The sequence below is a fragment of the Methanobrevibacter sp. genome, assembly GCF_045541095.1.
GTDB lineage: Archaea > Methanobacteriota > Methanobacteria > Methanobacteriales > Methanobacteriaceae > Methanocatella.
The window spans coordinates 23,776-38,227 of the sequence record NZ_JAZQIJ010000014.1; the positions used below are offsets into that span (position 1 = coordinate 23,776).

Annotated in this window: 18 protein-coding genes, 1 tRNA gene and 1 pseudogene; 12 read left to right on the forward strand and 8 right to left on the reverse strand. The window is 36.3% G+C overall.

Annotation, left to right across the window (positions count from 1 at the left end):
* The first annotated feature begins 53 nt into the window (after positions 1-53).
* From ACKI2P_RS00595 to ACKI2P_RS00605, 3 genes are read left to right on the forward strand one after another with little or no spacing between them, the layout of a single operon-like run.
* The gene (locus ACKI2P_RS00595) at positions 54-1,115 is read left to right on the forward strand and encodes an mRNA surveillance protein pelota (protein WP_407374233.1); all 1,062 of its coding nucleotides are present in this window, start codon (positions 54-56) and stop codon (positions 1,113-1,115) included.
* Between the two features lie 56 nt (positions 1,116-1,171).
* The gene (locus ACKI2P_RS00600) at positions 1,172-2,125 is read left to right on the forward strand and encodes a cell wall biosynthesis protein (protein WP_407374235.1); all 954 of its coding nucleotides are present in this window, start codon (positions 1,172-1,174) and stop codon (positions 2,123-2,125) included.
* 3 nt (positions 2,126-2,128) lie between these two features.
* Positions 2,129-3,178 carry a glycosyltransferase gene (locus ACKI2P_RS00605; RefSeq protein ID WP_407374237.1) on the forward strand — a complete coding sequence of 350 codons (1,050 nt, stop codon included), beginning with the start codon at positions 2,129-2,131 and terminating at the stop codon, positions 3,176-3,178.
* A gap of 5 nt (positions 3,179-3,183) precedes the next feature.
* On the opposite strand, the gene ACKI2P_RS00610 is transcribed toward ACKI2P_RS00605, so the two are convergent.
* On the reverse strand, positions 3,184-4,485 hold the full coding sequence (locus tag ACKI2P_RS00610) for an FAD-dependent oxidoreductase (RefSeq protein ID WP_407374239.1): 1,302 nt from the start codon (positions 4,483-4,485) through the stop codon (positions 3,184-3,186).
* Between the two features lie 74 nt (positions 4,486-4,559).
* Between ACKI2P_RS00610 and ACKI2P_RS00615 the strand changes: the two genes are divergently transcribed.
* The gene (locus ACKI2P_RS00615) at positions 4,560-4,838 is read left to right on the forward strand and encodes a HypC/HybG/HupF family hydrogenase formation chaperone (RefSeq protein WP_407374241.1); all 279 of its coding nucleotides are present in this window, start codon (positions 4,560-4,562) and stop codon (positions 4,836-4,838) included.
* Here the strand turns inward: ACKI2P_RS00615 and ACKI2P_RS00620 are convergent.
* The 7 genes from ACKI2P_RS00620 to ACKI2P_RS00650 form a co-directional block, all read right to left on the reverse strand.
* Positions 4,832-5,347, reverse strand: a complete 516-nt coding sequence (locus tag ACKI2P_RS00620; RefSeq protein ID WP_407374242.1) for an amino acid-binding protein — start codon at positions 5,345-5,347, stop codon at positions 4,832-4,834. The two genes, ACKI2P_RS00615 and ACKI2P_RS00620, sit on opposite strands and share 7 nt — an antisense overlap.
* Positions 5,348-5,493: 146 nt before the next feature.
* Positions 5,494-5,568 (reverse strand) — tRNA-Ile (locus ACKI2P_RS00625).
* A gap of 101 nt (positions 5,569-5,669) precedes the next feature.
* Positions 5,670-5,954: an iron-sulfur cluster assembly protein gene (locus tag ACKI2P_RS00630; RefSeq protein ID WP_407374244.1), complete on the reverse strand. Its 285-nt coding sequence runs from the start codon at positions 5,952-5,954 to the stop codon at positions 5,670-5,672.
* Between the two features lie 76 nt (positions 5,955-6,030).
* Entirely contained in the window at positions 6,031-6,939 is a 909-nt protein-coding gene (locus ACKI2P_RS00635) for a DUF5591 domain-containing protein (RefSeq protein ID WP_407374245.1), read from the reverse strand.
* Between the two features lies 1 nt (position 6,940).
* Positions 6,941-7,432, reverse strand: coding sequence for a TIGR00295 family protein (locus ACKI2P_RS00640; RefSeq protein WP_407374268.1), 492 nt, complete (start codon positions 7,430-7,432; stop codon positions 6,941-6,943).
* 10 nt (positions 7,433-7,442) lie between these two features.
* A complete protein-coding gene (gene tfe / locus ACKI2P_RS00645) occupies positions 7,443-7,961 on the reverse strand; it encodes a transcription factor E (protein WP_407374247.1) in 519 nt (172 codons plus the stop codon).
* Between the two features lie 81 nt (positions 7,962-8,042).
* Positions 8,043-8,897, reverse strand: coding sequence for a coenzyme F420-0:L-glutamate ligase (locus ACKI2P_RS00650; RefSeq protein WP_407374249.1), 855 nt, complete (start codon positions 8,895-8,897; stop codon positions 8,043-8,045).
* Between the two features lie 79 nt (positions 8,898-8,976).
* Between ACKI2P_RS00650 and ACKI2P_RS00655 the strand changes: the two genes are divergently transcribed.
* The 8 genes and pseudogenes from ACKI2P_RS00655 to rpl12p form a co-directional block, all read left to right on the forward strand.
* Positions 8,977-9,552 carry a pyruvate kinase alpha/beta domain-containing protein gene (locus ACKI2P_RS00655; RefSeq protein WP_407374251.1) on the forward strand — a complete coding sequence of 192 codons (576 nt, stop codon included), beginning with the start codon at positions 8,977-8,979 and terminating at the stop codon, positions 9,550-9,552.
* Between the two features lie 117 nt (positions 9,553-9,669).
* Positions 9,670-10,806 carry a cell division protein FtsZ gene (gene ftsZ, locus ACKI2P_RS00660; protein WP_407374253.1) on the forward strand — a complete coding sequence of 379 codons (1,137 nt, stop codon included), beginning with the start codon at positions 9,670-9,672 and terminating at the stop codon, positions 10,804-10,806.
* Positions 10,807-10,921: 115 nt separating this feature from the next.
* Positions 10,922-11,101 carry a protein translocase SEC61 complex subunit gamma gene (locus tag ACKI2P_RS00665; protein ID WP_407374255.1) on the forward strand — a complete coding sequence of 60 codons (180 nt, stop codon included), beginning with the start codon at positions 10,922-10,924 and terminating at the stop codon, positions 11,099-11,101.
* Positions 11,102-11,492: 391 nt separating this feature from the next.
* Positions 11,493-11,963 (forward strand): transcription elongation factor Spt5, encoded by a 471-nt coding sequence (locus ACKI2P_RS00670; protein WP_292794642.1) that lies wholly within the window; start codon positions 11,493-11,495, stop codon positions 11,961-11,963.
* Entirely contained in the window at positions 11,963-12,445 is a 483-nt protein-coding gene (locus ACKI2P_RS00675) for a 50S ribosomal protein L11 (RefSeq protein WP_407374258.1), read from the forward strand. The genes ACKI2P_RS00670 and ACKI2P_RS00675 overlap by 1 nt, the downstream gene beginning before the upstream one ends.
* Positions 12,446-12,619: 174 nt before the next feature.
* Positions 12,620-13,258: a 50S ribosomal protein L1 gene (locus ACKI2P_RS00680; RefSeq protein ID WP_407374259.1), complete on the forward strand. Its 639-nt coding sequence runs from the start codon at positions 12,620-12,622 to the stop codon at positions 13,256-13,258.
* Positions 13,258-14,265, forward strand: a complete 1,008-nt coding sequence (locus ACKI2P_RS00685; protein ID WP_407374261.1) for a 50S ribosomal protein L10 — start codon at positions 13,258-13,260, stop codon at positions 14,263-14,265. Before ACKI2P_RS00680 ends, ACKI2P_RS00685 begins: the two co-directional genes overlap by 1 nt.
* Before the next feature lie 59 nt (positions 14,266-14,324).
* A pseudogene (rpl12p, locus tag ACKI2P_RS00690) lies at positions 14,325-14,452 on the forward strand (50S ribosomal protein P1); the annotation flags it as partial.

Consider the following 14,452-nt stretch of genomic DNA (forward strand, 5'->3'; position numbering starts at 1 on the left):
TTTTTCCATTTTTTCAAAAATTTTTAATAGTATTTTATAATAATAATTTACTGATGAGAATTATAAATGAAGATGAAAAAGAGGGAATTGTAGAGGTTGTCCCTGAAACATTGGATGATTTATGGCATTTGTCCCATATTGTGGAAGTTGGAGACAATGCCTCTTCAAAAACAACCCGCCGTATTCAGGATAATACTGGAGATAAACTTCGAAGTGACAGGGGAGTCAAGAAAACATTTTATTTGGGCCTTGATATTGAAAACATTAGTTTTCAATTATTCACTGGAAAACTGCGGTTGACAGGAGTAATTACCAGAGGTCCTGAAGATTTAATTCCACTTGGATCACACCACACTCTCGAGGTTAAGCTTAACACTCCAATCACCATAAAAAAAGAAAGATGGCCAAAATGGGCAATCAAAAGGGTAAATCAGGCAATAGATGCTTCCAAAAAACTCTCAGCCATAATTGTAGTTTTGGAAGATGACACTGCTACACTGGGTTTGATGAGGCAATTCGGCATTGAATATTACGGCCCGATAAAAGGCAGTGTTTCAGGCAAAAGGATTGTAGATAAAAACAGGCAAAAAAACATTATTCAATTTTACGAAAAGGTAATAGAATCCATTGTCAAATTCGATTCAATTCAAAATATTGTCATTGCAGGTCCTGGTTTTGTCAAAAACGATTTTTATGATTATTTAAAAGAAAAACATAAGGATTTGGCAAAGATATCCATTATAGAACCTACAGGATCCGGAGGCCGTGTTGGCATTAGTGAAGTCCTTAAAAAGGGCACGGTTGAAAAATTGACAGCCGAAAACAGGGTAGCCATTGAAATGGGTGCCGTCAACAGGCTGCTTGAACAGATCGGCAAAAATTCATCAAAGATAGCTTATGGTTTAAAGGAAGTTAAAAATGCTATAAATTTGGGTGCTGTTGGGGAACTTTTAATCCTTGATAAAATGGTTGCTACAGAAAGCATGGGCGATTTGATGGACATGGTTGAAAACATGAAAGGAGAAGTCATGGTTATCAGCAGCGAGCATGAAGGTGGCAAGCAATTGGAAAGCCTGGGCGGCATGGCCGCAATTTTAAGATATCAAATAACTTAATTTTATATATTTTAATAGTTATAAGTTATAATGTTATAGAAAAATTTGTGATTCATATGTATACATCGATAATTATTGCCATGATATTTGTATTTATTTTATCCGCTGTAGGAACCGCAATAGTCAATATTATTTTCAGGTTCCTTGGAAAACGTGGATACATGGGAAATTTATTCCCTAATGTTCGTGGAGGAATTCCAAGAGCAGTAGGTATTGTTCCTTTCATTCTGTTGGCATTGTATTTTTTACCGGGATACAACAGCCTAATATTGATTATCGGTGTCTTTGCATTAATTGATGATATTATGGGAAGGAAAAAATCTCCGTTCGGTATAGAATGGGGTCAGCTTTCAAGAGGTATTGGAATGATCCTTGTAATGGCTTTCGGTTTTTCCATGGGTCTGGGTGTTTCTGCAATATTCATAGCGCTTATGGTCCAGCCGTTGAACATTTCCGACATGCAACCTGGTTCCACATGTATTGTAACTTTGATAATGTGTGTAATATCCATGGTGATGATGGTATTGTTCGCATCTCCTGATGTTGCTGAGCTTCCTGCATTCTACACTCCTCTTTTGCTTTTCATTGTATGTATCGGATATAGTCCGCTGGACTTTTCAGGAAAAATCATGCTTGGTGAAGTCGGAAACCATGTATTTGCTATCGCATTGGGTGTTTCATTTTATTTAATTGGTGGATTGTGGAGTTTAATTTTATTGTTTATCGTCACAACAGCTTTGATTGCATTCGTTAGAAGAAACAATTTAAAAGTATTCTTCAGACAAAAGTTAAGATTACTGGATCCTACATTTGGAGACTATTTCATGGATGTCCTAACCGGTGGGGGCTTAGGGGATTTGTTTAGAAAATGGATTTTTAAGAACAAGCAATACGAGGTTACTAATCCTTTACTGATAAGTCTGGGCTTTAGAAGGTTATTGTACAATCCTCATGCATATCATCCTAAAAGTTACAGTCCATCAAAATCAAAATTAAGATTAGGAGAATAATTGATGAAGGCATTACTGATTGTAACCGGAAGGGGTTTAGGTGGAGACGCTTCCATTGCCCTTAATGTTATAAAGGCGTTGGAAAAAAGAGATGTAGAGTGTGAAATCGCTCTTGATGAATCCGCTCCGGGGTTACTGTTTAAAAAACATGGATATTCATGGCATAAAATTTCCATTCCTCAGGCCGGAGGGCATGCAGCAACAAAATTGTCTGCCGCCAAAGGAGCATTAAGATTAATTACTGCAACCTTTAAAGCAAGAAGTCTGATTAGAAAAGGCAAATTTGATTTTGTCATTGGTGTTTTGGGTGGTGGAGCTATTGTAGGTTCACTTGGTGCAAAACTTTCCAGAAAACCCGCTTTTTCGTTAATTTCCACTCCTCTGGATTCCAAGGTGTGTCCTAAATTCAATGAATGCTTTATTTTACCTGATTTGGACAAGTTCAAATGGGATACTCTTCCAAAAAATACTGACAAGTCATTTTATCCGTTAACTGATGATGCAGGTCGTGGTGATGCGGACATTGGGCTTTCAAAATTAAAGGAATATCCTAACTTCGATGAATCCAAAAAGACAATTGTATTTTCATCAGGTTCATCTATTTTTAAGGGTATGATTGATGGCGTTTGCCATATGGCGGATTATTCAGATGAGTATAATCTTGTTCTGGTTGGCCTTCCGCTGCAAGATGAATATCTCGATGAAATTGAAAAAAGAAACATTATCTATGTGGGTTACGTTGACTGGATTAACCATCTGTTTAAATATGCGGATTTGGCCGTCTTAACAGATGATGGTGTTTCCCTTCAGGAGGCGTTGTGCTGTGAAACTCCAATTGTGGCGCTGACTCATGTGAAATGGGGAAGATACCAGAATATGGCAGGAGTATTTAAGGGAGCCATTGTAGAATCTGCTGTTGATGATGTGGTTAAAAATGTCCAATATGCATTTGATCATATGGATTCCCTAAAGGACAATGCTGTCGTTTACGCTAAACTGTGCCTTGAGGCCAGTGATGTTTTAGTGGATAAAATGCTAAAAAAAGTTAAATAGTGGTGTTACAACCACATGTTTTTTATAATTTTATAGTTTGAATCGGTAGACGGGTGAATTTCCAGAAAATCACCATAATCGTCCAAATCATAATCCATTCTCATCAGATAAGACAGATATGCAACATCACTTGTTGATGATGGGGATATTGAATTGATTCTATTTATCTTATTGTTTTTCTTGTCGAATTCAACTTCGGTGTATCCTGTATCGCCAGAGAGTATTTTCCAAAATGCGGATGGGCCTGCAATTCCAGGTATTCCTATGGTGGCTTTGTCATCCTCATTGCATTCGGATTTTTCATTTTCTACAAAACTCACTTCAGTGTTCAGACTCAATGTTTGAGGAATGCAACTGTAGCTTACTTTATTTGCATACCCTGCCATGTTCCTTGCAGCTGTGATGCCCTCCATTCTGGCTACTGGTGTCAGCTGATATCCTCCGGTAACGTCACCTGCGGCATATATATTCTCAACATTTGTTTTCATCATTTCATTGACTTTTATGGTTCTGTCGTCATTCAGCTCAACAAGCCCTTCAGCAATTTCGCTGTTTGGAACTCTTCCTGTTGCGAAAAATGCAGTTCCTTCAAGCTCTTCACCGTCATCAGTCAGGACCTTGTCTTTGAAGACTTCAGAGACATTTGTGTTTTCGTGGATGTTCACGTCAGGAATGATGTTTTCAAGAACGTATTTTTTGGTGGTTTCGCCGAGTTCCTTTAGGATTGTGCTTCTTGCAAGGATATTGACTTGACTGCCTAATGTTGAGTAGATGTTGGCAATTTCAGTTGCAATGATTCCTCCACCGATAATGTTTAATTTTTCAGGGACATCATCAAGTTTCAAAATGTCCTTGTTGGTTAAACCGTATTCGCTTCCTTTCACGTTAGGTATAAACGGCCTTGCTCCTGTAGCTATTAGTAGATTATCGTATTCGAAGCTTTCTCCATTTACAGTGACGCCATTATCTTCAATGCTTGCTTCTCCATAGATTATATTGTTTCCAAAGCTTTCATTTTCAAGCTGGTTTAAATGCCTGAGCTTTTCCTGGGTTTCTGTGATTTTTGCAACGATCTTTTCATATGAAATTTCAAGCTGGCTTTTGATAAATCCGTAATTGTTGAATCTGCTGTTTGCATCAATGAATTTTGTAATGTCAGTAAGTGCGCAAACAACCATACATCCTTCATTAAGGCAAGTTCCGGCTATATGTTTTTTTTCAATTAAAGTAACCTCTTCTCCTAATTTACCAAGTTCCAAAGACCCTAATCTCCCTGCAGGGCCTGAACCAATAACAATATTTCTCATTAAAACACCTGTTAGATAATTTTATATAATATCATTTAGTAAATAATATATATTAAAATTTTGGAGATGGAATTATGTGTATTGCAGCACCTGCTCAAGTTGTTGAAATTAACAAAGAAGACGGCTGGTTATCCGCTGACTTCGGAGGAGCAAGACAACAAGCAAAATTAGATTTATTACCGGATGTAGAAATAGGAGATTATGTTCTCATTCATGCTGGTTATGCAATTGAAAAGTTAACTGAAGAAGCTGCTAAAGAATCTTTAGAAGCTTGGGAAGAACTTTTAGATATTCTTGAAGAAGAAGATCGTGAAATGGAAAAAGCAAGAAAGGAATTTTATGAGAATCAGTAAATTGATACTCTTGTAACTCCTTTTATTTTTAAAAATTCATTTATTAAATCCCCTTGCACGGGTTTTTCTGTAATTATTGTTAATAGTGGTGTTTTTTGAAGTTCTGTGTCTTCGGCATAGGCTTGTCTAATACCAATTCCTTTTTTTGATATTAAGTTTGTTGTTGCAGCCAGTATTCCTTCGCTTTCAGACCCGACTTCTATTTCAATTACTCCCAATTCCAGATTTTTCGCAATGTTTTTGAGTAGTGTTCCTGCAGGGATAATGTTTGAAAACAGGTTATTTAATTCCGGATCTTCTTTTATCACTTCAATTGTAGATTTTATTGCTCTTCTGTCAACTTCAGCTGCTGTTGCCAGTGCCTTATCACTGATTTTCAAATTTCCGCAGTAGATTTTGCCATTTTCGTTGATTGAAAGTCCAAGCTCAATCATCTTTTCTGCAACCCTTATGCGTGCAGGATATTTTTTGAATTTTTCATTAATACGTTCCCACATTTTAATCATCATTCCAACTTTTTGTACAATTAAGTTATATTATGTTCGAATGACTATATAAAAATTATCATGTAAAAGAAAGTATATATTTTGAAAATTGCTAATTTTTAGATAAAATTGTCATGTAAAGTGAAAAAATCTTTAAAAATAGTTTGTAGTAGGCTAGATGGGATTCGAACCCATGACCTCCCGGTTATCAGCCGAGCGCGCTAACCAAGCTGTGCCACTAGCCTATAAATTTAGTGTGACAGTTATCTGTCAACACTTATACTTATATTAATTACTATATATAACCCTTTCGGTTTTTTAGGTAATTAACTAAAAAATTTAAAATTTATCTATTAATCATTTCATTAATCGCATCAGACATAGCGTGTCCTTCAACGATGATTTTTGCTTTTTCGACACCTTCAACTGCTTCTGCTCTTACTTTTGCATCAGCTGCGATACGGGTGATACTCATGCATCCTGGATTGGTTGGTTTGAGGGTAATTTCTGCTTGGTCACCGTCTACGGTAATGTTTTGTACAATGCCCATTTCTACAATGCTTATTCCCATGTGGGGGTCGTTTATTACAGAAACAGCATCTTTAATATCATTAACTAATTCTTCTGACATTTTAGTATCTCCTAATTTTTTTGTATTATTTAGTATTACAGTTTCTTATATTTATAATGTTTGTTATATTTTGTAATTATTTTACACGATGTTTAATTTTCACGCCAATTCCATTGTCGCACTCTTCCATTTCACGGCCGGTCATCACAGCTTTTCCAACGCCGACAACCTCATCCCCATTAACGACAACCACTTCATCGTTCGGTATGATGTTGTGGTCCGCCTTTTGAATTCCAGGTGCAAACACTGTATTGGTTTCAAGATTGAAATCTATATTTACTATGTTGATTCCCAAATTTTTCAGGACTTCTCCTCCAGGAAGGTTCAGTCTGTAAAGGCCGTAATCTTTGTTTAATAATGCCAGCTGTTTTCCGTTGGACAGGATTCTTTTGTGATACATTCCTTTGGTTTTGACATTTTCAGGAATGAATTTGTCTCCTTCACTCCCGAACTGGTACTTGGCAATGGATTTCAGCTCATGCATCACTTTATCCCTTCTTGATATTTTTTGATGGTTTTTAAGTTCCATCCTTAAATTGTAAAGGGATTCCGGTGAAGTTGGTCGTTCGTCAACGCATACATTTACGAAATCATCTATATATGCTTCACATGATTGCAGATATCCTCCCGCAAGATTGGCTACAATTTCCTTTCCTTTGGTATATTTTTCAATCAGTTTTCCGCTTTCTTCAATTTCATCTTCTGACCATTTGCCGGTGGTGCTCACGTCATAGGACTGAATTGGAAATGTGTTTTCAAGTTCCCTTGGACAGATTCCGAATGGTGAAGTCACAATCAGTTCCTGAAATGATCTTGTTAGCTTTCTGAATTTCTGATGTGATTTGGAATTGGAATATGGCTTTTTCATACTGCAGGGAAGCAGCACGACGGTATCTCCAAGAGGTTCCATCATTTCCATTCTTTGTCTCCATCTGACAGCTTCGGGGCGGTACAGGGATTCTTCACTTGAGCATATTACTTTCATGTTATTCCTCAAAAGGTTTAATTAGTTCATCATTAAATTCAATCAATCGTTTGATGTTGTCGTCAGGGTTTTCAATCCTTCGTTTCCATTTTTCAATTACAAAATCAATATCAACTTCATCACTGCCGCTTATCAGATTATCTGCATGCGCAACAATCTTTTCTTCCAGGGTTTGCGGAACATATGATTTTTTGGGAAGTCCAAGTGCTTCTGCCTCATCTGGAGTAATTCCGGCTCCTATATGTCTTTCAATGATGTTCAGCACGTCCTGGGAGCATCCATATTTTCTGGCTATTTCAACCCCCTCTATTGCATGGGTTATGCCGTGAGTTCTGGACCTGCCTATATCGTGCAGAAGAGCACCTGTCTGGATTAAATCTTTATCTGCATTATCAAAATTAGAAGCTATTTTCATAGCTTTTCTACAAACTGCTATTGAATGGTCGATAACATTTTCAGGAGTATTTTCCTTTCTGAGTAATTCTATCTCCATTTTATCCTGACTATTTGTTCTTTTTGTTAAAGGAATTGAAATTGCTTTCAACCATTTTCAAATCTTCTTTGATTTGCTTAATGTTTTCGCTATTGTCCTGGAATTCAAGCTCTTCCATACATACTGGGCACAGGAATTCGTAATCGGAGGCTGCATCAAAATCAAGTCTTACGTGGCCTTGTGGGCATATGAAAAACATGTTGTTTTCTTCACGTTCAAGTTCATCATTAAGCATTTTTAAATATTGTTCTGAATCTTTTTTAATACGGTTGGTCACTTCGTTTTCTTCAAATTTCCATGAATATGTGAACCATTGGGTTTCAGGGTCTTTACTTCTTTTATAACTGGCTAATCCCATATCATAAAGTTTATATAAATATTTTCTAACAATATTTAATTTAATCCCGGTTTTCTCTGAAATTGCTTCATCTGTATCTAAACCATCGTTTAAAGCTTCTACAATTGGTAGATTGCTTTCATCTTCAACAACGTTTATTAATAATGTCTTTACTAATGGATCATTTATCATTTAATTTCCCCTAAAACCTTCTTTGTATATGAAAATAATTCAAATATTATGTTGAGTTTTGTTTTTTATTTTATAAATAGATTATTGTTTTCTTATTATCACGGCAGGGGTGTGGGTTATTGAGTCAAGGGCTTCTACAGTTACCTCATCCATTTCCGTACCCAGAACAGCTTTTACACTGTGAATTGTCTTCATTTCCGTTGAAAGGGATTTCTGATAATCTTCCGCTATGTTTGCAAATTTCAGGGCGGTTTCAACATCCATTTTTTCGCTGCATCCTAGAGGTGTTGATCCCATGTTTTCGCTTAGCTGACCTTTCACATATCCGAAAAATCCGTTGTCTGCATCGATTCCTTCGATTGCAATGGGAAGGCCGGTGAAATATTTGCCGTTTTTCATGTAGGTCGCATCGGTATCAATTATCATGACGCACACTTCTTTGCCGATTTGTTCTTTAATCTCCTTTGCAACCTTTTCGGGATTTTCCGGAAGAAGTGAGACGCAGGTTCCTGGAGCATTACTCAAATCGATTCCTGCTTCGGAAGCGGGTTTGAGTGCATGTTTGAGGCCGTACAGCTGAAGAACCACTTCTTTGTGGGCTTTGGTTTGTTCGGGAAGTTTTCTCAAATTTCTGATAGTTCTTTTTTTGATTCCGAGAATCGGACCGAAAACATATCCCCACAGATATTTGCTCCATACTGTTGTAAGGAATTTTGCGGTAAGTGATGGAGTGTATTCGGCTTCATCGACCAGTCTGTTTTGTGAAACTGACACTGGGGTTTCGGCTATCACAAGATAGTCTCCGTCCTGCATAAGCCTTTTTGCAGGTTCAATAATTGAACTAAGGTCTTCATTGGGTTTGATATATCCGGTTTCAATCGGGATGACAATATGTCCTCTAATTATAACATGTTTAATATCTTTTACATCACTCATAATAATCTTAAATAAAATTAATTGTATAATATATAGTATAATAGAGATTATAATAATTATCTATTAAGGTCGTGTTAAAATGGCAAGAAAGTTCATAACATATTTTGACAAACAGGGTGATGATTATACTGATGAATTGATTTTGGCTGTTAAGGATAAACTGGATACTGTTGACAACATTAAACATATTTTAATTGCATCTGCATCCGGCGAATCAGCGCTTAAACTCAGACAGGCAATTGATGACGATGGAATTACAATTGTCAATGTTTCCCATAATGTCGGATTCAGCGGAGATAATGAATCAGACATATCTCCGGAAATGATTGAAAAACTGGAAAGTGTGGGTGTTAAAACATATCAGGGACTTCATGCATTCAGCGGTGCTGCAAGGGGAGTAACCAATAAATATGGGGGATTTTCACCTCTGGATGTTGTTGCCGACACATTGAGAATGTTTTCCCATGGTGTAAAAGTGTCTGCTGAGATTTCCCTTATGGCTGCCGATGCAGGTTTGATTCCTGTCGGTGAAGAAATTATGGCCATCGGCGGAAGGGCGCATGGTGTGGATACTGCGGTTATTTTAACTCCTGTCAATTCCAAAAACCTGTTCAACATGCAGATTCATGAAATAATAGCGATGCCAAGAGACTAAATCATCATGATTTTTTAACCTTAAATGGGTTTGGTTTAAATAGTAGTTGCATTTAAATATTAGTTACAATAGAAATATATACAAATATTTTAATAGCAGAGTAAGTGGTGTTAATTCGTGAAAATTATAGATGACGCAATCAAAGAATCAGAACAAAGAATGGAAGAGAAAGCTCCTACAAACGTCTCTTCGGATATAGACAATGATTTAATCGAAATTATCAAAGGTGTAGAAACTAAAATTTTCGTTGTTGGTGCCGGAGGAGCAGGAAACAACACTATTTCAAGATTAAACGAAATGGGTATTGAAGGAGCAACTACAATTGCTGTCAATACTGATGCTCAAGATTTATTTTATGCTCAATCAAGTAACAAGATTCTTCTAGGTAGACAAACTTCTAAAGGATTAGGAGCAGGTGGAGATCCTGATGTCGGTGAAGAATGCGCTGAAGAAAGTGAAGATGAAATCAGAGAACAACTCGAAGGCGCTGATATGGTATTTGTCACTTGCGGACTTGGAGGTGGAACCGGTACCGGTTCAGCACCTATCATTGCAAAAATCGCTAAAAAATTAGGTGCATTGACTGTTGCTGTTGCCACTATGCCATTTTCTGCTGAGGGAATCCGTAGAAGAGAAAATGCCGAACAAGGACTGGAAAAACTCCATGAAGCTGCTGATACTGTTATTGTAATACCAAATGATAAATTATTAGAAGTTGCACCAAACTTACCTTTAAACAAAGCATTCATGGTTTCAGATGAAATTTTAGGCAGAGCCGTTAAAGGAATTACAGAATTGATTACCAAAAAAGGTCTTGTAAGTTTAGACTTTGCTGATATTAGAAGCATCATGAGCGGTTCAGGAATGGCAATGATTGGTATGGGAGAATCCGATTCTGGCGACAGAGCTTTAGAATCAGTACATGAAGCATTAAGCAGCCCATTATTGGACATTGATATTTCAAATGCTACAGGTGCACTGGTCAACATATCTGGTAGTTCAGACTTGACCTTACATGAAGCTGAAAAAATAGTTCAGGTTGTTGCCGATAAATTGGATCCTGAAGCAAACATCATTTGGGGTACTCAAATTGATGAAAGTCTCCAAAATACTGTTAGGACAACTGTGGTTGTTTCAGGCATTAAAAACAATTATTCTACTGAAGATGACTCAAACAATGATTTTGTTGAGGAAGTTTCAGAAACTGAAGCTGCAACTGACCAATTAGATGATTTCATTGATGGAATCTTCTAATTTCATTTCTTTATTTTTTTTCAAAAATGCAAAGATTTATTAATGTTTAAAATATAAATTATTTTATTACTATTATTTTATTATAATTATTAAATTTTTTATTTTGGGTATTTAAATGAACGTACAAGAAAGTTTTAATAAGTTTATCAAAGACAGTAAAAGGGTATTAAAAGTATCAAGAAAACCTGATGGCCAAGAATACAAAGAACTTGCTAAAGTTGTCTCCATTGGTGTTTTAATCGTTGGAGTAATTGGTTTTGTTATTGTGCTGTTAGGTGCATTAGTTGGTATCTAAAGCCAATTAATATTTTTTTATTTTTTTTGATCCCGGTTATAATAAAATTTTTGTAATTTTAAAATTTCATTTCAAAATCTATTTTTTTGAAAACTTTTATATACTATTAAGTTTATAGATATTTATATTATAGAAATCTAATTTTCAAGAATCATTTTCATCTTGAATAATTATGGCTTTTATAATAACTTTTAACTTAATGTATGAATTTATCTTTTTGGATTAAAAAAACTAAGACTTTATTAAGTTTAATTAATCGAATAGATGATTGTTTTAAACCTATTGAAGATGGGGGATAGCTTAGTAAATTTTCACTCATTGGTGAATTACCTAAGAACCACATTTGTGGGTCTTCATAACTTAGTCAAATATTAAAACAGGTGAATTTTTCATGGAAGAATCTAATAGTTCCATATATGCTCTTAAGACCTCTGCAGGTCAAGAAAGGAATGTAGCTAGACTTTTAGCTCGTAAAGCTAGAACTATAGATGGTGTAGGTATTTCCTCAATTCTTGTACCGGAATCTTTAAAAGGGTATATTTTAGTTGAATCTTCAACAAAAATAGATCTTAGGAACCCTGACTTAAAAGTACAACATTTAAGAGGGGTTGTTGAAGGTAGTGTAGGCATTACCTTTGATGAGGCAAAAAGATTCCTGAAACCAGAGCCAATTATTTCCTCCATTCAGAAAGGAAGTATTGTTGAGCTTATTTCTGGTCCATTCAAAGGTGAAAGGGCGAAAGTGGTTCGTATTGATGAATCACGTGAAGAAGTCGTCCTTGAGTTAATAGAGGCAGCAGTACCTATTCCAGTTACTGTTAAAGCTGATCAAATTAGAATAATTCAAAAGGAGGCTGACTGATGGCTAAAGATACAGTCGAAGTTCTTATCGAAGGTGGAAGCGCTACTCCTGGACCTCCATTAGGCCCAGCATTAGGACCTCTCGGTATTAACATGATGCAAGTGGTAGAAGAAATCAATAAAAAAAGCGCTGACTTTGCAGGAATGAAAGTACCTGTAATCGTTAGTGTTGACAGGGATACTAAAGAATTCGAAATCGAAATTGGTACTCCTCCAACTACTTCACTTATCATGGAAGAATTAGGCATCGAAAAAGCTTCTCATGAACCAGGTTTAGATATCGTAAACGATTTACCTATTGAAACCGCTTTAAAAATCGCAAGAATGAAATTCGATTCATTACTTGCAAACGATTACAAAGCAGGTGTCAAAGAAATCATGGGAACCTGTGTCAGTATGGGAATATCCGTTGACGGAAAAGACCCAAGAGAAGCACAAAAAGCAGTCGATGCTGGCGAATATGATGATATCTTAAATGCATAGATTTCATCACAAAATTTAAATTTAAGTTAACAATACAGTGTATATGACGTTATAATCGCGATTATAATTGATATACTGTTTTTAATTCATGCAATCGTTTAAGAATTTTTTTCTTGTAATCGATTCTCATGAAACCAAAAAATCCAATGAACAGAATGTTCATGGGGGATAAATATGACACAAGATGTAATTAACGCGGTGAAGGAGGCTAAAGAACAATCTAAGCCGAGAAACTTCACTGAGTCCGTAGATATTATTATTAATATCCGTGACTTAGATGTCAAAAAGCCAGAAAATAGGTTTAATGAGGAAGTTACTCTTCCTAACGGCCGTGGCAAAGATGTAAATATCGGAGTCATTGCTGATGGGGAACTCATTGTTCAAGCTAAAGATGCTGGTCTTGACGTTGTGATTAATAAAGGAGATTTAGAAGAGTTCGGAAAAGACAGAAAAGCTGCCAAAAAAATGGCTAACTCTGTTGATTTCTTAGTAGCTCAAGCTGATATGATGCCACTCGTTGGTAGATTCCTCGGTCCAGTTTTAGGTCCTCGTGGAAAAATGCCAAAACCAGTGCCAGCAAGTATCAAACTCGATCCTCTTTTAGAAAGATTACAAAGCACTGTCAAAGTTGGTGTAAAACAACAACCAAGTATTCAAATTGTTGTTGGAAGCCAAGACATGTCAGACGAGGATATAGCTGAAAATGTGGAAACTGTTCTAACAGTCTTAGACCGCAATTTAGAAAAAGGAAGAAGTCAAATTAAGTCCATGTTTATAAAAACAACTATGGGACCAGTAGTGAGGGTGATCTAATGGCTCATGTTGCTGAATGGAAAAAGGAAGAAGTTAAAGAGCTAAAAGCTATCATCGATGAATACGATGTTATCGGTCTCGTCGATTTAGAAAACATTCCTGCAAAACAGCTCCAAGAAATGAGAAAATCTCTTTTAGGTAAAGCTGTTATCAGAATGTCCAAAATCAATCTTATCAATTTAGCTCTTGAAGATTGCAATGCTGAAAAAACTAACATTGTAGATTTATCTGAACATATGGATGGTCAAATTGCACTCGTTGCAACCGAAATGAATCCTTTCAAATTGTACAAAATATTGGAAGACAGCAAAACATCCGCTCCTGCTAAACCAGGAACCATTGCTCCTGATGATATTGTCGTACCTGAAGGGGACACCGGATTCGAACCAGGTCCATTCTTAGGTGAATTACAACAAGTTGGAATTCCTGCAAAAATCGATAAAGGTAAAATTTGCGTACAAAAGGAAACTGTTGTCGTAAAAGCTGGTGAAGAAGTATCCAAACAAGTAGCAGCTACCTTATCCAGATTGGAAATCAATCCGATGGAAGTAGGAATTGACTTAAAAGCAGTATACGAAGAAGGATCAATTTATACTTCAGATGTACTTGCAATCGATGAAGAACAAACTTTAGCTGACGTACAAAATGCATTCAGAAGTGCATTCAACTTATCTGTAAACGCAGCTATTCCTACTAAAGAAACTACTTCCACAATCATTACACTCGCATACACCAGAGCTATCAATGTCGGTGTAGAAGCAGCTATAATGACTTCAGAAACTTCAGAACCAATTATTGGTTTAGCACAAGCTAAAATGTTAGCATTAGCATCAGAAGTATCAGGTACTGAAGGTGCTTTAAGCGAAGCATTAGCTGAAAAACTTTCCAATGTTGCTGTAGCAGCTGCTCCAGCAGTTGAAGAAGAAGCTGAAGAGGAAGTTGTTGAAGAAGAGGAAGAAGAAAAAGAAGATGAAGATGCAGCAGCTGGGTTTGGGTTGCTATTCTAAAATTTAATTTAAAATTTTTATAATTTAAACAAACACTTTAAAAAATTAATGGTGATAACATGGAATATATATATGCGGCAATGATTTTGCACAGTGCAGAAAAAGATATTAACGAAGAAAATGTTAAAAGTATTATTGAAGCAGCAGGAATTGAAGCTGATGAAGCAAGAATCAAAGCTTTAATCGC